Source organism: Nocardiopsis quinghaiensis (genome assembly GCF_008638365.1).
Classification (GTDB): domain Bacteria; phylum Actinomycetota; class Actinomycetes; order Streptosporangiales; family Streptosporangiaceae; genus Nocardiopsis; species Nocardiopsis quinghaiensis.
In genome coordinates this window covers 90,502-108,914 of the sequence record NZ_ML703338.1, presented here as the reverse complement: position 1 = coordinate 108,914, position 18,413 = coordinate 90,502, and the positions used below count along the sequence as shown (strand labels likewise).

Genomic DNA, 18,413 nt, shown 5'->3' with positions numbered 1-18,413 from the left:
CAAACTGACCATAATGAAGTCCATGGTTTTGGTCAAGTAGACTTTTAGTAGGTTGAGGGGATGAACACCGCAGTAGCGCCCGAGATGCCCCGGTTTCCGGTCTCCGTGACGGTCGACCTCGTCATCTTCACCGTCCGTGGCGACGCCCTCCAGGTGCTCCTGGTCGAACGCGGCAAGGCCCCCTTCCTCGGCCGCAGCGCGCTACCGGGCGGGTACGTGCGGCCGGACGAGGGCCTGGACGGGGCGGCCCTTCGCGAGCTGCGCGAGGAGACCGGACTGGACGGGCGCACGCTGCACCTGGCACAGCTGGGGGCTTACGGCGACCCGGGCCGCGATCCGAGGGGCCGGGTGATCACCGTGGCCTACCTGGCGCTGGGGCCGGACCTGCCCGTTCCCGTCGCGGGGACCGACGCGGCCGACGCCGTGTGGGTGCCGGCCGACAGGGCACTCGACCCGGGCTTCGGCCTCTCCTTCGACCACGGCCGGATCCTGGCCGACGCGGTCGAGAGCGCGCGCTCCCAGCTGGAGTACACCACCGTGGCCGTGAGCTTCTGCCGGGAGCCCTTCACCATCAGCGACCTGCGCCGGGTCTACGAGGTGATCTGGGGGATCGCCCTGGACCCCAGCAACTTCCGCCGCAAGGTCACCAGGACGGCGGGGTTCGTGGAGCCCACGGGCGAGCGCCGCGCCGCCGAGGCGGGGCGTCCCGCCGCCCTGTACCGGTTCGGCGGCGCCCGGGAGCTGTACCCGCCGCTCCTGCGCTCCGGCGACGTCGCCGGACAGGCTCGTGTCGGTCCGCGCCGACCGGGGTAGTCGGGCCGTATGGACGCGACCTCTCAGCGCGACGGCGCGCGGACACCCCTGCCGACCGTCACCGGCCTGGCCGGACTGGCGGAGCTCGTCTCCGGGCGCGACCGCCTCTACCTGCGCTACTCCGACGGTCCCGACCAGGACCGCCGTTCGGTGAGCAAGGACTACGAGAGCGGGCTCGAACTCCCCGGGCTCTCGGTCACCGTCCTGACGCCGGAGCCCTGGTGGACCCGTCCGCTGGAGGACTGGCTCGCCCGCCAGGTCCGCAAGTACGCCTCTCTGGTGGAGGAGGACCCGGAGCGGTGCGGGTGGGTGCTCCAGGGGCGCACCGTCGCCCACGGCCCGGACCACGAACCGCTCCTGGACGACGTCCGGCCGATCGCCTACCTCTCCGAGGACGTGATGGGGGAGGCGCTGGACCGGTACAGGCGGCACTTCGAGGCGGGGCGGAAGCCGACGGATCCGTAGGGGGGCTGGCCCCTCCCGGGGTGGAACCGGGTTCGGTCGCCGTGGTTGGCTTCGGGTTATGTTCGCTATCACCGCAGCACGCATCGCACCCGAGGACCCCGTCTCCGGCCTGGAGGCGGGCGAGCGCCCCGACCCCGGGCCCCGCGAGGGGTGGACGACGGTCGACGTCAGGGCCGCCTCCCTCAACCACCACGACCTGTGGAGCCTGCGCGGGGTCGGGCTCAGCGAGAAGAGCCTGCCCATGGTCCTGGGCTGCGACGCCGCCGGGGTGGACGAGGACGGCGACGAGGTCATCGTGCACGGGGTGATCGGGGACCCGTCCACCGGGGGCGGCGACGAGACCCGCGATCCCCATCGCTCCCTGCTCTCGGAGGTCCACGACGGCACCTTCGCCGAGAGGGTCCTGGTGCCCCGCGGCAACCTGGTGCCCAAACCGGCGGAGCTGACCTTCGAGGAGGCCGCCTGCCTGCCCACCGCGTGGCTCACCGCCTACAGCATGCTCTTCGGCAAGGCTGACCTGCGGCCCGGTTCTACGGTGCTGGTGCAGGGCGCCGGGGGAGGGGTGGCCGGGGCGCTCATCCGCCTGGCGGCGCAGGTCGGGCACCGCGTCTACGCCACCAGCCGCAGCGAGGAGAAGCGGACCAGGGCCCTCTCCCTGGGCGCCCACGCGGCACTGCCCACGGGTGAGCGCCTGCCGGAGAGGGTGGACGCGGTCTTCGACTCGGTCGGCCAGGCCACCTGGGCGCACTCCCTGCGCTCCCTGAAGCCGGGCGGCGCCGTGATCACCTGCGGCGCCACCAGCGGGGACGCGCCCCCGGCCGAGCTCAACCGGGTGTTCTTCCTCCAGTTGAGGGTCATCGGCTCCACCATGGGCACCAAGCAGGAGCTGGACTCCCTGGCCCGGATGTGCGCCCGCACGGGCGTGCGCCCCGAGATCGACCGGGTGCTGCCCCTGGCGAGGGCGAAGGAGGGCTTCCAGGCCATGGCCGACGGGGAGCAGTTCGGCAAGATCGTCTTCACGGTCTGACGCCTCCGGACAGGCGAAGGGGCCGGGGCGCCCCGCGGCGCCCCGGCCCCTCACCGGTCCGTGCCCGCCCGGTGGTCACCGGGCGGACGGCGGCCTACTCGTCGTCCTCGTCATCGTCGTGGCGGCGCTTCTTCTTGCCGTCCCGCCCCGGGCGCAGCAGCGCCTCGGCCAGGGCCAGCACGGTCTCCTCCAGGGAGGTGAACCGCTTGGTGATGTCGTCGTGGGAGTTCTCGACCGCCTCGGTGACGGTCTCCTCCATCTCGTGCCGGTCCGGACGCTGCTTGAGCTCGCGCAGCACCGGCGTCACGGACGAGGTGACGTGCTCGTCGATCTCGTCCAGCCTGCCGCTGTGGTCCAGCTGCGGCCGGTCCACCAGCTCGGTCAGGCGGCGGTGCAGCTCGCTGACCTCCATGGTCTGCGGCAGCTGGTTGAGCCGCTGGTTGAGCGCCTCCAACCGGTCGTCGAGGGCCTCCATGCGGCCGTCCACGCCCTCGAAGTGCCCGCTGACGCCCTCGAACTGGCCCTCGACCCCGTTGACCCGGCCGTCCAGGCCGTCCAGGCGTCCGTTGACGCCGTCGATACGGCCGTCGATGCGGTCGATCTTGCCCTCGACGCTCTCGAAGCTCCCCTCGAAGTGGCCCTCGAAGGTGTCGAAGCGGTCGGTGAGGCGGCCCAGCTCGTGGTCCACCTTGCCGGTGATCTGCGACAGGTGGTTGTCGACCTTGCCGGTGATCGACTCGCGCTGGCGCTCCAGCCGCTCGTCCAGGGCCGTCCGGTGAGCCTCCACCTGCTCGGTGAGCGTCTCGGTCAGCGCCTGCGAGCGCTCCTCGGACTCGGTGGAGAGCCTGTCGCCGTTCTCACGGACGGACTCCCGCAGTTCGGCGAAGTCGGCGGTGACGCGCTCGGCGTCCTCGGTGATCCGCGTGCCCAGGGCGTCGGTGCGCTCGGCCATCGCCTCGCGCAGCCGCTCGGAGGTGGCCTCGGCGTGCTCCCGGGTCTCGGTGCGGCCCAGCTCCATCTGCTCGTTGAGCTCGGTCAGGCGCTGGCGCAGGTGGGTGCGCAGCTCGGTGAGCGACGACTCGTGCTTCTCCCGCAGCTTGGCGAGCGAGCCTGTGACGTCGGCGACGGCCGCGGTGGTCTCGGCGTTGTTCTCCTCGGCCTGGGTGCTGAGGTGGCCGACGCTCTCGGTGAGCTTGGTGGCGAGGGCCTCGTGGCGCTCGCCGGAGGCGGTGGCCAGAGCGCCCAGCTCCTCGGCCAGGGCGGTGGTGCGCTCGCCCAGCTCGCCGGTGTTCTCCTGCAGGCGGGACAGCAGGGTCTTGTGCTGCTCGGCGGTGCGCTCCTCGAAGGAGGTGCGCAGCCGGTCGGTGCGCTCCTCGACGAGCGTGCTCAGCTCGACGGAGGTCTCCTCCAGCCTGGCGGTGACGGACTCGCTCAGCCGGGTGTCGGCCGCGGTGAGGGCCTCGCGGCTCTCGTTGACGGCGGAGGTGAGGCTCTCGCGGCTGGCGGCGACGGCCTCGGCCAGCTCGGTGCGGCCCTCGGACAGGGCCTCGGCGATCTCCGCCCTCCCGCTCGCGAGGGCCTCGGTCAGCTCGGTGCGGCTCTCGGCCAGCCCGGTGGTGAGGGCCTCGTGGCGGCTGTCGGAGGCCTTCGACAGCGCCGACAGCGACGTCTCGACGGCCTCGGTCTTGGCGGTGAGGGAGGCGAGCGCGGTGTCGAGGGCGTCCAGGCGCTCCCCGAAGGTGTCGCTCAGCCCGTTGAGGCGCTCCCCGAGCTCGGTGACCTGCTCGGCGGTGCGGTTGCCGGTCTCGGCCATCCGCTGAAGGCGGGTGAGCGCGGTGTCCAGGTGCCCCGCGACGCGGTTGGTGTCCGCACGCAGGGAAGGCAGGTCCGACAGGGGCTTGACCTGCTGGCCGACGACCTCTATGTGCTCGGCCAGGGTCTCGGCCCATTCCGGCGGACGGGCCAGGAAGTCGTCGACGCGGCTGTTGACCGTGGCGACCGACTCGGAGAGGGAGGCGAGTTCGCGCTCGCGCAGTTCGCGGAGCAGCCATTCCATGCCTTCGAGGCGCTGGCGCATCTCCTCACTGACGGCGCCCTGCGACTTCTGGTCGGAGACGTGCTCCTGAGCCGCCTGGGAGAGCAGGTCGCGCATCCGGTCGGAGATCCCGGCCTGGCCTCCCCCGTTGAGGAAGTTGTGATTGGTCTGTTCCACCGAGGTGCTCCTTATTTTTCTGGCGCTCCCGTGCCTGTCCGAGGGGAAAGGACGGTGGTTCCGGACGGGACGGGTTCTCGATGGTCCCCGGGCGGGCGGCGCTCCCGCACCAATACTGCCTCGTCGTAATTAGAGTGTAACTGTGTGTATACACAAGAGGCGGGGTCCATGTTCTGGTCGAACCGCGGGGCGGATCAAACAACCATGGCCTTCCGGGTGAATCCATGAGAAGGGAAAGAATTCAGCGGTCGCCAGTTTAACGACACCGGCCGCTCCCTCCCCGGGGAGCGGCCAAAGATCTGGGTCCGGAAGGTAACGATCTGGGCCCCCTTCGTGACCCGCTGGTCCTTCTCCGTGACCCGTTGCTTCGGGAAACGGCTCCCGGCCGCGCTCGCCCCCGCGCCGCACGCGTCGTCCCGCGCACGGACACCCTCGCCTCCGCGCCCGCTCCCTCAGCCCGCGACCGGGCCCCTGACCTCGCGGCACAGCAGGCAGAAGGGCCGTTCGCCGATCCGGGTGAGCACGACCGTCACCGACTCCGGGCCGGACGCCCGCAGGTCCCGGCGCAGTCTCTCGGTGTCCACCGCCGATCCCCGCTTCTTGACCGTCACCGTTCCGGCATTCAACTTGCGTACCTCTGAGCGCAGCCGTTTCAGGGAGAACGGCAGCACCTCCACGACCTCCAGCACCCGCCACAGCGGCGAGACGACCATCGTGTCCGCCGTGAAGTAGGCGATCCGCTCGTCCAGCAGGGCGCCGTCCACCCTGGCCGCCGCCTCGGCCACCAGGTGCGAGCGCACCACGGCCGGATCCGGGTCGTACAGGTAGCGCCGGGCCGCGGCCACCGGGGCCGGGCCCAGGTCGGGATCGGCGTCCAGACGCGCCACCGCGCCCTCGCGGGCCAGCAGCCCCTCCCGCTCGTGCAGCACCGTCGCCCTGCGCCGCGGTCCTCCGGCCAGCGCGCCGAACCACAGCGCCGTCTCCTTCAGCTCCCCGTCCACCGAGATCCACTCGGCCGCCGCCCCCTCGGGCAGCGCCTCGTGCGGGATGCCCGGAGCGGCCTTGAGGCAGGCCGCGCCCGCGGCGGCGGCCAGCCCGGCCGCCACGTCCCACGGAGGGGAGTAGGCCGCCGGGTCGAACACCCGGCCGCGTCCGCCCCGCCGCGCGGGATCGCAGAACAGCAGCGGGTACCGGCCGGGGGAGGTCCCGGTGGCGTCGCCCTCGCGGACCCGGGCCAGGTCGGACAGCCCGAGGGCCTCGATGTTGGCGCGGGCCACGGCCGCCGTCAGCGGGTCGGCGTCCACGCCCTCCACCGGAACGCCGCGCTCGGCCAGCGCCAGCAGGTCCGCGCCGACCCCGCAGCACAGGTCGCCCGCGGCGGCTCCGTCCAGGACGGAGGGGGCGGCCCGGGCCATCCGCTCCGCGCGGTGGTCGGCCACCACCCGCCGGGTGGACTGCTCCAGGCCGTCGGGGGTGAAGAACATCCGCTCCGCGCGGTCGCCGAACTTGGCCCGGCCGCGCTCGCGCAGCAGCACCTGGGTCAGGACCGCGTTTACCAGTTCCGAGACGGGTAGACCGGGGTCGAGAGCGGCCACGCGCGGGTCGCCGCGCAGCCGGGAGGCCGCGGCCAGGCGGTCACGGGTGGCGGCCTTCGGGTCGATCCCCGCCAGCACATCCCGGCCCGCGTCGGTGAGCAGCGCCTCGAAGGCGGGCACGCGCATGGGTTTCTCCCAGACGTCGAAGAGCGGTCGGCGAAAGAGTGCCCCCGGGCCGGCCCGTCTGTTCCGGTTGTGCCGGCCGTCGCGGACGGTCTGACCGGAACTCCGCCGGGCGCGGGCGCCCGGCCGCCGGGTGCCCCGGGCGGGGCGGGAGCCTCCGACGGGGGGTCACGGTCACATTTCCATTCTGGCACTCTCGGGGGTAGAGTGCTAATCGCGACGAGGCCGGTCTGGCACCCGCGACGACAGGCCGCCGTGGTCGCCCCTTTTTCGCAACCGGTCCGTGCGCCAGCTCGGGCCGAAGACTGGACACCAAACCTTGAAGGGGGAGGTCACACCGTGTCGACCGCCACCAAGACCGTGCTGAAGCCGTTGGAGGACCGCGTCGTGGTCCAGACGCTGGAGGCCGAGCAGACCACCGCTTCCGGTCTGGTCATCCCGGACACCGCCAAGGAGAAGCCCCAGGAGGGCACCGTCCTGGCCGTGGGCCCCGGCCGTCTCGACGACAACGGCAAGCGCATCGCCCTTGACGTGAACATCGGCGACGTCGTCCTCTACAGCAAGTACGGCGGCACCGAGGTCAAGTACGACGGCGAGGAGTACCTGGTTCTCTCCGCCCGCGACATCCTCGCGGTCGTCGAGAAGTAGGTCCCGACGGGGCCCGGCACTCCGGGCTCGGAGTCATCCGCATCCCGCACCGGTCGGCACATCGCCGGGCGGGCGGGATGCCCGTTTTTTGACCAGCCGAAGAGGAAGCATTCCTATGCCGAAGATCCTGGAGTTCGAGGACGACGCCCGCCGCGCTCTCGAACGGGGCGTCAACCGCCTCGCCAACGCCGTCAAGGTGACGCTCGGCCCGCGCGGCCGCAACGTCGTCATCGACAAGAAGTTCGGTGCCCCCACCATCACGAACGACGGTGTGACCGTCGCCCGTGAGATCGAGCTGGACGACCCCTACGAGAACCTGGGCGCCCAGCTGGTCAAGGAGGTCGCCACCAAGACCAACGACACCGCTGGTGACGGCACCACCACCGCGACCGTCCTCGCCCAGGCCCTCGTGCGCGAGGGGATCCGCAGCGTGGCCGCCGGCGCCTCCCCGATGTCCATGAAGAAGGGCATCGACGCCGCCGCCAACAGGGTGTCGGAGATCCTGCTGGAGCGCGCTCGCCCCGTCGAGGAGCGCGAGGACATCGCTTACGTCGCCACCAACTCCGCCCAGGACGCCCAGATCGGCGACATGATCGCCGAGGCGTTCGACAAGGTCGGCAAGGACGGCGTCATCACGGTGGAGGAGGCCCCGACCTTCGGTCTGGACCTTGACTTCACCGAGGGCATGCAGTTCGACAAGGGCTACATCTCGCCCTACTTCGTCACCGACGGCGACCGCCAGGAGGCGGTGCTGGAGGACGCGCTGGTCCTGATCCACCAGGGCAAGATCAGCAACCTCAACGACCTGCTGCCCCTGCTGGAGAAGGTTCTCCAGAACAACAAGAAGCCGCTGCTCATCATCGCCGAGGACATCGAGGGCGACGCCCTGGGCGCCCTGGTGCTGAACAAGATCCGCGGCACGCTCGACGTCGCCGCGGTCAAGGCGCCCGGCTTCGGCGAGCGCCGCAAGGCCATGCTCCAGGACATCGCCGTCCTCACCGGCGGCCAGGTCATCGCCGAGGAGGTCGGCCTGACCCTGGACAACGCCGACGTCGACACGCTCGGCAGGGCCCGCCGCATCACCGTCACCAAGGACACCACCACCATCGTGGACGGTGGCGGCGAGCAGTCCGAGGTCGAGGACCGCGTCCGCCAGATCCGCAAGGAGATCGAGGCGAGCGACTCCGACTGGGACCGCGAGAAGCTCCAGGAGCGCCTGGCCAAGCTCGCGGGCGGCGTGTCCGTCCTGCGCGTGGGCGCGGCCACCGAGGTGGAGCTCAAGGAGAAGAAGCACCGCCTGGAGGACGCCATCTCGGCGACCCGCGCGGCCATCGAGGAGGGCATCGTCGCCGGCGGCGGCTCCGCCCTGGTGCACGCCTCGACCGCCCTGGACGACCTCGGCCTGACCGGCGACGAGGCCACCGGTGTGGCGATCGTCCGCCGTGCCCTGGTCGAGCCCGCCCGCTGGATCGCCGAGAACGCGGGCGCCGAGGGCTACGTGGTCACCCACCGCGTGTCGGAGATGGAGGTCGGCCACGGCTACAACGCCGCGACCGGCACCTACGGCGACCTGGCCGCCGAGGGCATCATCGACCCGGTCAAGGTCTCCCGCTCCGCCGTCCAGAACGCCGCTTCCATCGCGGGCATGCTGCTGACCACCGAGGCGCTGGTCGTGGACAAGCCCGAGGAGGAAGAGGACGAGGGCCACAGCCACTAACGGCTGCGGTGTCCGGGCCCGGCGGGGTCCGGTTCGGGGGCGGGACACGGTCGTGTCCCGCCCCCGCGCACTACCACGCGGGTCCCACGTTTTCCTCGGACCCACATGGCGTTTTCGGGTGATTTTCCCAAAACGTGACCATTCTGTAGTTGCTGATCCGAGTGGTTGGGTCCCGTGGTGGGGGCATCATTCGTAACGTGACGGATGCAGGCGCCCGGGGGGGCGTTACCGCGCAGCGGCCAGGAGCGCACGGGGAGGCGGACCCCGCTGCGCGCGACACGGGGTTGAACCACCTGGGGTCCCTCGCGGTCCGGGGGGACGACGGGGCCATGGACTCGCTGCTGCGCGAGGTCCGCCCCATGGTGGTCAGGTACTGCCGTGCCCGCCTCGGCCGGGTCTCGGGACTGGCCCACTACTCCGACGACGTGGCCCAGGAGGTGTGTATCGCCCTGCTCTCGGCGATACCGCGCTACCAGGACCGGGGCCGCCCGTTCGCGGCCTTCGTGTTCGGGATCGCGGCACACAAGGTGGCCGACACCCTGCGCGTGGCCGGCAGGGTGGAAGTGGTGTCCACCGACTCCGTGCCCGAGCGGCCGGACGAGGGTCCGGGGCCGGAGGAGTCGGCGGTGCGGGTCATCGAGGCCCAGCGCGCCAGGGAGCTTCTCGACGAGTTGCCCGAGCAGCAGCGAAGGCTGCTGATCATGAGGGTGATCGCAGGACTTACAGCGGATGAGACGGGACATGTACTTGGAATGTCGGCAGGAGCGGTACGGGTCGCCCAGCACCGAGCTATTGCTCGGCTTCGGCAGGTGGCCGTGGCGGACCGCCTCCTCCCCTGAGCACGGCGGGCACCTCCGGGCCGGTCGCCGCCCGTGTCCCCGCCGCCCGCGCGTGCGCGGACACTGCCGCGCGCTGGGCCCGACGGTGCACCACTCCTCCCAGCACTAGCGGGACCGCGGCGCGGGGACGGGAAGAACCGGGTGCCCTGTGCCTGTTGAAGGGGGAGAGGCCCTTCGCGGAGACCATCCCAGGGCACGGGCCAAACCGTGATACTGATCACTTTCGGGCCGGGGTGACGGGTCGAACAGCCCATTCCACCGGGGATACACGGGGCCACGACCTAGGATGAGACGACACGCGGGGGCGAGACCGCGCAGGTGTGTGCCGGCTAAGCGGAGGTTGTGTCATGGGCCAGGAGTACAGCGACTACGGGGACAAAGTACTGCCGCCGGGGTTGACCTACGACGACGTGCTCCTCGTACCGGCCTACTCCGACCTCCAACCCGGTGAGGTGGACACCACCACCCAGCTGTCCCGCAACATCACCCTGAGCATCCCGCTGCTGTCCGCCGCGATGGACACCGTCACCGAGGCGCGCATGGCCGTGGCCATGGCCCGCCAGGGCGGCGCGGGCGTACTGCACCGCAACCTCTCCGTCGAGGACCAGGCCAGCCAGATCGACCTGGTCAAGCGCTCCGAGGCGGGCATGGTCACCGATCCGGTCACCTGTCAGCCCGAGGACACCCTCGCCGACGTCGAGCGCCTGTGCGCCCACTACCGGATCTCCGGCGTCCCCGTCACCGACGGGACCGGCGTCCTGGTCGGCATCGTCACCAACCGGGACATGCGCTTCGAGAACGACCGCGACCGCCTGGTCCGCGACGTCATGACCACCGAGCACCTGGTCACCGCCCCCGTCGGCGTCAGCCGCGACCAGGCCTTCGAACTCCTGCGCAGCCACAAGGTCGAGAAGCTGCCCCTGGTCGACGGCCGGAACCGCCTGCGCGGCCTGATCACCGTCAAGGACTTCATCAAGAGCGAGCAGTTCCCCAACGCCACCAAGGACGCCGACGGCCGCCTCGTCGTCGGCGGCGCCGTGGGGGTGGGCACCGAGGCCGAGAAGCGCGCCAAGCGGCTCGTGGAGGCCGGTGTCGACTTCATCGTCGTGGACACCGCCCACGGACACTCCGCCGGGCTCGCCGACATGATCGCCAAGCTCAGGGCCAACTCCCGCGCCGACATCGTCGCGGGCAACGTCGCCACCCGCGCCGGTGCGCAGCTGCTCATCGACGCCGGGGCCGACGCCGTCAAGGTCGGTGTGGGTCCGGGCTCCATCTGCACCACCCGCATCGTGGCCGGTGTGGGCGCCCCGCAGCTCACCGCCATCCTGGAGGCCTCCAAGGCCTGCGGCCCGGCCGGCGTGCCGCTCATCGCCGACGGCGGGCTCCAGTACTCCGGAGAGATCGCCAAGGCCATCGCCGCCGGTGCCAGCACGGTGATGCTCGGCAGCCTCCTGGCCGGTGTGGAGGAGAGCCCCGGCGAGCTGATCTTCATCAACGGCAAGCAGTTCAAGGCCTACCGCGGCATGGGCTCGCTCGGCGCCATGCGCGGCCGCTCCTTCTCCAAGGACCGCTACGCACAGGCCGAGGTGTCCTCCGAGGACAAGCTGGTCCCCGAGGGCATCGAGGGCCAGGTTCCCTTCCGCGGCCCGCTCCAGGCGGTCGCCCACCAGCTGGTCGGCGGCCTCCACCAGTCCATGTGGTACGCCGGTACCCGCACCGTGGCCGACCTGCGCGAGCGCGGCCAGCTGATGCGCATCACCAGCGCGGGGCTGCGCGAGAGCCACCCGCACGACATCAAGATGACCGTCGAGGCGCCCAACTACAACGTGCGCTGACGCCGGAGGTCCGGGCCGGGCCGCTCGGGGGTCCCCCGGGCGGCCCGGCGATGTCCACGCCCTGGGTCGATAGACTCTCGGTGGCAGGGAACGCGCCGGTAGACCATCCGGTGAGGCACGTCAGAGGGGATCGAAACGTTGGCTCAGGTGGAGATCGGGTTGGGCAAGAACGGGCGCCGCGCCTATGAGCTCGACGAGATCGGGATCGTGCCTGCCCGGCGGACGCGGGACCCGGAGGAGGTGTCCATCGCCTGGCAGATCGACGCCTACCGGTTCGAGACGCCGCTGGTGGTCAGCCCCATGGACAGCGTGGCCTCCCCCAAGACCGTCGTGGCCGTGGGCGAGCAGGGCGGCCTCGGCGTGCTCGACCTCGAAGGGCTCTGGACCCGTTACGAGGACCCGGAGCCGCTGCTCCAGGAGATCCGCGAACTCGACGACGTCGCCGCCACGAAGCGGCTCCAGGAGATCTACGCGGCGCCCATCCAGGAGGAGCTGATCGGCCGCCGGATCGAGGAGATCCGCGACGCGGGCCTGGTCACCGCCGCGCGGCTGTCGCCGCAGCGCACCGCCCAGTACCACAAGGCGGTCGTCGACGCGGGCGTGGACATCTTCGTGATCCGCGGCACCACGGTCTCGGCCGAGCACGTGTCCGGCCGCGCCGAGCCGCTCAACCTCAAGCAGTTCATCTACGAGCTGGACGTGCCGGTCGTGGTCGGCGGCTGCGCCACCTACACCGCCGCCCTGCACCTGATGCGCACCGGCGCCGCCGGTGTGCTGGTCGGTTTCGGCGGCGGCTCGGGGCACACCACCCGCTCCGTGCTGGGCGTGGCCGTGCCGATGGCCAGCGCCGTCGGCGACGTGTCCGCGGCCCGCCGCGACTACCTGGACGAGTCCGGCGGCCGCTACGTGCACGTCATCGCCGACGGCGGCATGACCAGCAGCGGCGACATCGCCAAGGCGCTGGCCTGCGGCGCCGACGCCGTCATGGTGGGCTCCCCGCTGGCGCGCGCCGTGGAGGCGCCCGGTGGCGGCTACCACTGGGGCAGCGAGGCCCACCACAGCGAGCTGCCGCGCGGCGAGCGGGTCCAGGTGGGCACGATCGGCGACCTGAAGTCGATCCTGCACGGCCCCGCCTCCAGCAGCGACGGCTCCATGAACCTCATGGGGGCCCTGCGCCGCACGATGGCGACCTCCGGCTACACCGACCTCAAGGAGTTCCAGCGGGTCGAGGTCGTGGTCAACCCGCACCACTAGAGGGCCCGCACCACCAGGACACGCTCGTGACCAGGGGGTCGTACCGGCGAGGACCGGTGCGGCCCCTCGCGCACGCCCGGGGCTCGCGCACGTCCGGGGTCCTCGTGCCCGGGGACACTGGTACGTACCGTTACCGTCGCGTACTTTGGTTGCGGCGTGGTCGGGAACCGACCTTTTCTTGACGATGTGGGGAGCCTATGGGTAAGCGGCGTGCACCCGGTGCCGAGAGGCGCCGGAGTCGTGGCCCGGTGGCCGCCGTCTGTGTGACGCTGGCGGTGTGCCTGCTGCTGACCGGGGGCGTGGTCTTCCTGGTCAACCGGGTGTCCAGCGCGTTCAACGAGTGGTCTCCGCCCGGTGCCTCCGATGTGGAACCGCCCGTGGGCACGATCCAGACGCCGCCCCACGGCGAGCTCACCGGCCCGCCGGGGCGCTCGGACGTGTCCCCGGTCGACGAGGAGACGGCGGGGACCGGACAGACGGGCGCCGACGAGCACCCCGTCCCCGCGGCCTCGCTTCCCAACGCCGAGTGGCTCGACCAGGTGTCGGAGTCGACCGGCATCCCGCGCCGCGCCCTGGAGGGCTACGCCAGCGCCCAGCTGGTGCTGGCCCGGGAGCTGCCCGCCTGCCAGCTGTCCTGGCCGACCCTGGCCGGGATCGGGTACGTGGAGACGCACCACGGCACCTACGCCGGGGGAGAGATCGGCCCGGACGGGGCCACGACCGTCGACATCATCGGCATCCCGCTGGACGGCACGAACCAGACCCGGGCCATCTCGGACACCGACGGCGGCCTGTACGACGGTGACGCGGAATGGGACCGGGCGATCGGCCCGATGCAGTTCATCCCCGAGACGTGGGAGCAGTGGGGCGACTCGCTGTCCGACGGGGACCCCGACCCGCACGACATCGACGACGCCGCGCTCGCGGCGGGGCGGTACCTGTGCGCGGACGGCCGCGACCTGACCGCCGCCGCCGACTGGGAGTCCGCGGTCCTGGACTACAACAGCTCCGGTGTCTACGTCGCGGACGTCCTGGCCTACGCGCACGCCTACGCCGACGCCGCCTGACCTGACGGGGGCGGCGGTTCCGTGCCGCCGTCCCCGGCCGGCGTCACTCCTCCAGCCAGGCCCAGGCGTCCTCCTCGTCCTCCGGGGCGAAGTGCCGTGCCCGGGTGCTGACGACCTTGTCGCTCGCCTTGACCAGGAGTTCGACCGACTTCTCGTCACCGACGAAGGCGCAGCGATCGATGTCGCTGAGATGCTCCTTGGCGAACCGGAGGTCGTCGTCCAGAGCCGAGAGCTCGGCGGTGGGGAAGCCCTGGGTCCGCACCAGCAGGCGCACGCTTCCGTGCTCGGTGATCCTCGCGCGCAGCTCGTCGGTGAGCTGCTTGTACTCGTCCTCGGTGATCTTGCTGGTGATCTCGTAGCCGAGGACGTTGCCGTGACTTCGTTCCAGGCGCTGGTACACGGTGTCTCCAGACGTCGAATCCGTTCCGGATCTACTTCCGCTACCCACGCGGGCCGGGCGCAATCCGACGGAGCGGCCTCCGGCGGACCGGGGGCGGCACCGCTGGTCGGGGGCGGTCACCATGGCCGCCGCACTCCTCGCCCCGGCGCTCCGGCTGTCCCCGCCGGCCCCGTGACACGCCGGAGTGGCGGTGGGCGCCCGGTACGCCCGCCGCCGCACCGTTAGCCTGGGCCCTCTCCGATGGGTATGGGTCCCTGGCGGTATGCGCCTGGGAGAGACCCCCATCGAGACGGAGGAGACGCATGGCTACCACCTGGCTGGGACCCGAGGGGCGCACCGAGGCGCTCGCGTCGATGGCCGACAAGGAACTCGACGTCCTCGTGGTCGGGGGAGGCATCGTCGGAGCGGGAATCGCCCTGGACGCGGTCTCGCGCGGCCTGTCCACCGGACTGGTCGAGGCACGCGACTTCGCCTCCGGTACCTCCAGCCGCTCCAGCAAGCTCGTCCACGGCGGACTGCGCTACCTGGAGCAGTTCGACTTCGAGCTGGTCCGCGAGGCACTCCACGAACGCGGGCTGCTTCTGACCACCATCGCCCCGCACCTGGTCCGCCCGGTGCCCTTCCTCTTCCCGTTCGCCCACCACTGGGAGCGCGCCTACATCGGCGCGGGCGTCACCCTCTACGACGCCCTGGCCATGACCTCGCGCAACAACCGCGGCCTGCCCTCGCACCGCCACCTGACCAGGTCCGGCGCGCTGCGCGTCTTCCCCGCGCTCAAACGCAGCGCGCTGGCCGGGGCCATCCAGTACTGGGACTGCCAGGTCGACGACGCCCGCTTCGTCACCACCGTGCTGCGCACCGCGGCCGGGCTGGGCGCCAGCATCGCCTCCCGCGTCCAGGCGGTCGGGTTCCTGCGCGAGGGCGAGCACGTCGTCGGCGCCACCGCCACCGACCTGGAGAGCGGGGAGGAGCTGGACATCCGCGCACGCCAGGTGGTCAACGCGGCCGGGGTGTGGACCGACGACATCCAGGAGATGGTCGGCGGACGGGGCCAGATCCACGTCAGCTCCTCCAAGGGCGTCCACCTCGTGGTGCCGCGCGACCGCATCCAGGCGTCCTCCGGGATGATCCTGCGCACCGAGAAGAGCGTCCTGTTCGTCATCCCCTGGGGCCGTCACTGGATCATCGGCACCACCGACACCGCCTGGGACCTGGACAAGGAGAACCCGGCCGCCAGCCGCGCCGACATCGACTACGTCCTCGACCACGTCAACCAGGTGCTGCGCACGCCCCTGGGCAGGGACGACGTGGAGGGCGTGTACGCGGGCCTGCGCCCGCTGCTGTCGGGGGAGTCGGAGGAGACCTCCAAGCTCTCCCGAGAGCACACGGTCGCCCACCCCGTGCCCGGCCTGGTCCTCATCGCCGGGGGCAAGTACACTACCTACCGCGTGATGGCCAAGGACGCGGTGGACGCGGTCGCGCACGGCCTGGGCGGGAGCCTCCCGGCCTCGGTCACCGACCGGCTGCCCCTGGTGGGCGCCGACGGCTACTGGGCCCTGTACAACCAGCGGCACCGGCTGGCCCGCGACTCGGGGCTGCACGTCTCCCGCGTCACCCACCTGCTGCGCCGCTACGGCTCCTCGGCCCGCGACCTGCTCGACCTGGTCCGGGAGCGTCCCGACCTCGGCCGCCCGCTCACGGGCGCCGACGACTACCTGCGCGCCGAGGTCGTCTACGCGGCCGAGGCCGAGGGCGCCCGGCACCTGGAGGACGTGCTGTCCCGGCGCACCCGGATCTCCTTCGAGACCTGGGACCGGGGCATCGCCGCCGCGGCGGAGGCCGCCGATCTGCTCTCGGACCGCCTCGGCTGGGACGAGGAACAGGCCCGGCGCGAGGTCGAGTACTACCGCAAGGGCATCGAGGCCGAACGCGCCGCGCAGGAACAGGACACCGACCAGGAGGCGGACGCCGTCCAGCACGGCGCCCCGGAGATCGTCCCGGAGGCGCACATCACGCGTCCCTGAGCGCCCCGGCGTCACGGTCCGGCCCGGTGGCGCCCGTCGCCCGGTGTAGGGCGACGGGCGACGGGCACGCGGGTGTGGCCCGGGGCACACTAGGGTGCGTTACCACCCCCCCGCACGCACACCTCAAAGGACGCGAACCCATGATCAAGGTGCTGCTCGTCGAGGACGACGTCCGGCTCGCCGACGCCCTCGCCGGTGCGCTGGAGGCCGGCGGGTACGCGGTCGACCAGGTGCGCACGGCCGAGGGCGCGCTCGCGGCGGAGCCCGCCGACATCGTCCTGCTCGACCTCGGACTGCCCGACATGGACGGCATCGAGCTGTGCGCCCGCCTGCGCGAGCGCCATGACGTCGGCGACACGGCCATCATCATGGTGACCGCACGGGGGCGGCAGCGCGAGCGCGTCCGCGGGCTGCGCTCGGGCGCCGACGACTACGTCGTCAAACCCCTGGCCATCGAGGAGCTGTGCGCGCGGATGGAGGCCGTCCTGCGCCGTACCCGCAGGCGCACCGACACTCCCCTGTCCGTGGGGCCCGTGCGGGTCGACCCCGCCACCCGCGCCGTCACCCGCGGGGGACGGCCGGTCGAGCTGACCCGCAAGGAGTTCGACCTGCTCGTCGCCCTGGTCCGGGAGCCGGGGACGGTGGTCTCCCGCGAACACCTGCTGCTACGGGTGTGGCAGACCACCTGGCCCGGGACCCTGCGCACCCTGGAGGTGCACATCGGCACCCTGCGTTCCAAGCTCGACGTGCCCGGCCTCATCGAGACGGTGCGCGGCGTCGGCTACCGGCTGGCGGCGGACGGGGGCACGCCTCCGCCCCCGGACGAGGAGCCGACCGGCCACTCCGCCTCCGCCTCACCCGGAGCCGCGTCCGCGGTATCCGCCGCACCGGCCGCCCCGACCACGTCCGCCGCCCCGACCGGGGCCGCCACCGCGGCCCGGCGGCCCTGACCCCTCCCTCCCCCGGAACACCGCGATGCGCCAACGCGTGCTGACCGTGTACGTGACCCTCCTGGTCACGGCCTGCCTCGGGCTGGCCCTGCCCCTCTGCGGGAGCATCGCCGCCCGGGGCACCTCGGACATGCTCCTGGACCGGATCAACGACACCGCGCGCTTCGCCGGACTCGCCGAGCCCAGCGTGCTCACCGGAGTGGAGGGCACCCTGTCCGGCGAGCTGACCGCCTACGACCGGCTGTACGGCATCCCCGCCGTCATCGTCGACCGGGACGGAGAGGTCGTGGCCGCCTCCCGCGAGGGCGTCACCCTCGCCGGCCTGGACCCCCGCCGCCCCGGCGGCGAACTCCCCGAGGCGGTCCGGACGGCGCTCGCGGGCAACCGGATGGGCGCCGACACGGTCGTCTACCCCTGGCAGGACGGCCCGCTGATCGTCGCCGAGCCCATCGGCCGCTCCGGTGAGGTCGTGGGCGCCGCCGTCACCGCGTCGCCCACGGGGTCGCTGCGCCGCGCCACCCTCGCCCAGTGGTGCGTGGCCTGGGCCGCCGTCGCCGCGCTGATGGTCGCGGGCACCGCCGCGGCCGGGCCGCTCACCCGCTGGATACTGCGCCCCATCGACGACCTCGACGAGGCCACCCGCGCGGTCAGCGGCGGCAGCCTGGACATCCGGGTGCGCACCGCGGCCGGTCCGGCCGAGCTGCGCCGCCTGGGGGAGTCCTTCAACCAGATGGCCGACACCATCACCTCGATGCTGGAGAGCCAGCGCACCTTCGTCGCCTACGCGGGCCACCAGGTGCGCAACCCGCTCGCCGCACTGCGGCTGCGCGTGGACGCCCTGTCCCGCCACCTGACACCCGGGGGCGCGCCGGGGCACCGGCTGGCCCTGGACGAGGTGGACCGCCTCACCCGGATCTGCGACAGCCTGCTCACCCTGGCCCGTACCGAGGACGCCGAGCACTCCATGGTCTGGGAGGACGTCGCGGAGGTCGCCGAGGACCGTGTGGTGTCCTGGGCGCCGATCGCCGAACGCGCCGGAGCCGCCCTGGTGTGCGAGGGCGACGCGGGCGCGCGGGTCCGCTGTGTGGAGGGCACCCTGGACCAGGCGCTGGACGCGCTCATCGACAACGCCCTGAAGTTCGGCGGGCCGGGCGTGCGGATCGCGGTGCGCGTCCACCGGGTGGAGGAGGGCCCGGACGGGTCCGGCCACGTGGACGTGCACGTGGTGGACGACGGACCCGGGCTCCCCGGGAGCCAGCTGGACCAGGCCACCCGGCCGTTCTGGCGGGACGGGCACGACGGGGTGGGCGGCTCCGGGCTCGGGCTGTCCATCGTCGTCACCCTGCTGGAACTCCAGGGGGCACGGCTGTCGCTGCGGCCGGCGACACCGCACGGGATCGACGCGCGGATCCGCCTCCCGGCGTGAGGACCGCTTCCCGTG

Annotated in this window: 14 protein-coding genes and 1 pseudogene; 12 read left to right on the top strand and 3 right to left on the bottom strand. The window is 72.2% G+C overall.

Going from position 1 to position 18,413, the window contains the following annotated elements:
- Nucleotides 1-60: 60 nt before the first annotated feature.
- From FYX01_RS01645 to FYX01_RS01635, 3 genes are read left to right on the top strand one after another with little or no spacing between them, the layout of a single operon-like run.
- Nucleotides 61-813, top strand: coding sequence for an NUDIX hydrolase (locus FYX01_RS01645; protein ID WP_223830259.1), 753 nt, complete (start codon nucleotides 61-63; stop codon nucleotides 811-813).
- Between the two features lie 9 nt (nucleotides 814-822).
- Complete coding sequence (locus FYX01_RS01640; protein WP_150236773.1) at nucleotides 823-1,278, top strand: DUF6098 family protein; 456 nt, start codon at nucleotides 823-825, stop codon at nucleotides 1,276-1,278.
- A 58-nt stretch (nucleotides 1,279-1,336) separates the two neighbouring features.
- Nucleotides 1,337-2,305, top strand: a complete 969-nt coding sequence (locus FYX01_RS01635) for a zinc-binding dehydrogenase (RefSeq protein ID WP_150236771.1) — start codon at nucleotides 1,337-1,339, stop codon at nucleotides 2,303-2,305.
- A 94-nt stretch (nucleotides 2,306-2,399) separates the two neighbouring features.
- On the opposite strand, the gene FYX01_RS01630 is transcribed toward FYX01_RS01635, so the two are convergent.
- On the bottom strand, nucleotides 2,400-4,517 hold the full coding sequence (locus FYX01_RS01630; RefSeq protein ID WP_150236769.1) for a hypothetical protein: 2,118 nt from the start codon (nucleotides 4,515-4,517) through the stop codon (nucleotides 2,400-2,402).
- A 452-nt stretch (nucleotides 4,518-4,969) separates the two neighbouring features.
- Nucleotides 4,970-6,238: a THUMP-like domain-containing protein gene (locus FYX01_RS01625; protein WP_150236767.1), complete on the bottom strand. Its 1,269-nt coding sequence runs from the start codon at nucleotides 6,236-6,238 to the stop codon at nucleotides 4,970-4,972.
- A 336-nt stretch (nucleotides 6,239-6,574) separates the two neighbouring features.
- On the opposite strand from FYX01_RS01625, the gene groES reads away from it, so the two are divergent.
- The 6 genes from groES (at nucleotide 6,575) to FYX01_RS01595 (ending at nucleotide 13,598) form a co-directional block, all read left to right on the top strand.
- A complete protein-coding gene (groES, locus tag FYX01_RS01620; RefSeq protein WP_150236765.1) occupies nucleotides 6,575-6,883 on the top strand; it encodes a co-chaperone GroES in 309 nt (102 codons plus the stop codon).
- A gap of 115 nt (nucleotides 6,884-6,998) precedes the next feature.
- Nucleotides 6,999-8,600: a chaperonin GroEL gene (gene groL, locus FYX01_RS01615; RefSeq protein ID WP_150236763.1), complete on the top strand. Its 1,602-nt coding sequence runs from the start codon at nucleotides 6,999-7,001 to the stop codon at nucleotides 8,598-8,600.
- Nucleotides 8,601-8,797: 197 nt separating this feature from the next.
- Nucleotides 8,798-9,439, top strand: a complete 642-nt coding sequence (locus FYX01_RS01610) for a sigma-70 family RNA polymerase sigma factor (protein WP_263363604.1) — start codon at nucleotides 8,798-8,800, stop codon at nucleotides 9,437-9,439.
- A 347-nt stretch (nucleotides 9,440-9,786) separates the two neighbouring features.
- Nucleotides 9,787-11,277, top strand: coding sequence for an IMP dehydrogenase (gene guaB / locus FYX01_RS01605; protein ID WP_150236761.1), 1,491 nt, complete (start codon nucleotides 9,787-9,789; stop codon nucleotides 11,275-11,277).
- A gap of 147 nt (nucleotides 11,278-11,424) precedes the next feature.
- A complete protein-coding gene (locus FYX01_RS01600; protein ID WP_150237006.1) occupies nucleotides 11,425-12,531 on the top strand; it encodes a GuaB3 family IMP dehydrogenase-related protein in 1,107 nt (368 codons plus the stop codon).
- 197 nt (nucleotides 12,532-12,728) lie between these two features.
- Nucleotides 12,729-13,598, top strand: a complete 870-nt coding sequence (locus tag FYX01_RS01595; protein ID WP_150236758.1) for a lytic transglycosylase domain-containing protein — start codon at nucleotides 12,729-12,731, stop codon at nucleotides 13,596-13,598.
- A gap of 43 nt (nucleotides 13,599-13,641) precedes the next feature.
- On the opposite strand, the gene FYX01_RS25970 is transcribed toward FYX01_RS01595, so the two are convergent.
- Nucleotides 13,642-13,998 (bottom strand): SpoIIAA family protein, encoded by a 357-nt coding sequence (locus tag FYX01_RS25970; RefSeq protein WP_190394141.1) that lies wholly within the window; start codon nucleotides 13,996-13,998, stop codon nucleotides 13,642-13,644.
- Between the two features lie 302 nt (nucleotides 13,999-14,300).
- Here FYX01_RS25970 and FYX01_RS01585 point away from each other — a divergent pair, with 302 nt between their 5' ends.
- The 3 genes and pseudogenes from FYX01_RS01585 (at nucleotide 14,301) to FYX01_RS01575 (ending at nucleotide 18,398) form a co-directional block, all read left to right on the top strand.
- A complete protein-coding gene (locus FYX01_RS01585; protein WP_150236754.1) occupies nucleotides 14,301-16,022 on the top strand; it encodes a glycerol-3-phosphate dehydrogenase/oxidase in 1,722 nt (573 codons plus the stop codon).
- A 140-nt stretch (nucleotides 16,023-16,162) separates the two neighbouring features.
- Nucleotides 16,163-16,840, top strand: a pseudogene (locus FYX01_RS01580) (response regulator transcription factor); the annotation flags it as partial.
- A gap of 157 nt (nucleotides 16,841-16,997) precedes the next feature.
- Complete coding sequence (locus FYX01_RS01575) at nucleotides 16,998-18,398, top strand: sensor histidine kinase (RefSeq protein WP_150236750.1); 1,401 nt, start codon at nucleotides 16,998-17,000, stop codon at nucleotides 18,396-18,398.
- Nucleotides 18,399-18,413: the final 15 nt, after the last annotated feature.

Coding starts and splice junctions, on each gene's coding strand:
- FYX01_RS01585 (WP_150236754.1), top strand. CDS start 14,301: ATGGCTACCACCTGGCTGGGACCCGAGGGGCGCACCGAGGCGCTCGCG.
- groL (WP_150236763.1), top strand. CDS start 6,999: ATGCCGAAGATCCTGGAGTTCGAGGACGACGCCCGCCGCGCTCTCGAA.
- FYX01_RS01645 (WP_223830259.1), top strand. CDS start 61: ATGAACACCGCAGTAGCGCCCGAGATGCCCCGGTTTCCGGTCTCCGTG.
- FYX01_RS01625 (WP_150236767.1), bottom strand. CDS start 6,238: ATGCGCGTGCCCGCCTTCGAGGCGCTGCTCACCGACGCGGGCCGGGAT.
- FYX01_RS01595 (WP_150236758.1), top strand. CDS start 12,729: ATGGGTAAGCGGCGTGCACCCGGTGCCGAGAGGCGCCGGAGTCGTGGC.
- FYX01_RS01635 (WP_150236771.1), top strand. CDS start 1,337: ATGTTCGCTATCACCGCAGCACGCATCGCACCCGAGGACCCCGTCTCC.
- guaB (WP_150236761.1), top strand. CDS start 9,787: ATGGGCCAGGAGTACAGCGACTACGGGGACAAAGTACTGCCGCCGGGG.
- FYX01_RS01640 (WP_150236773.1), top strand. CDS start 823: ATGGACGCGACCTCTCAGCGCGACGGCGCGCGGACACCCCTGCCGACC.
- FYX01_RS01575 (WP_150236750.1), top strand. CDS start 16,998: ATGCGCCAACGCGTGCTGACCGTGTACGTGACCCTCCTGGTCACGGCC.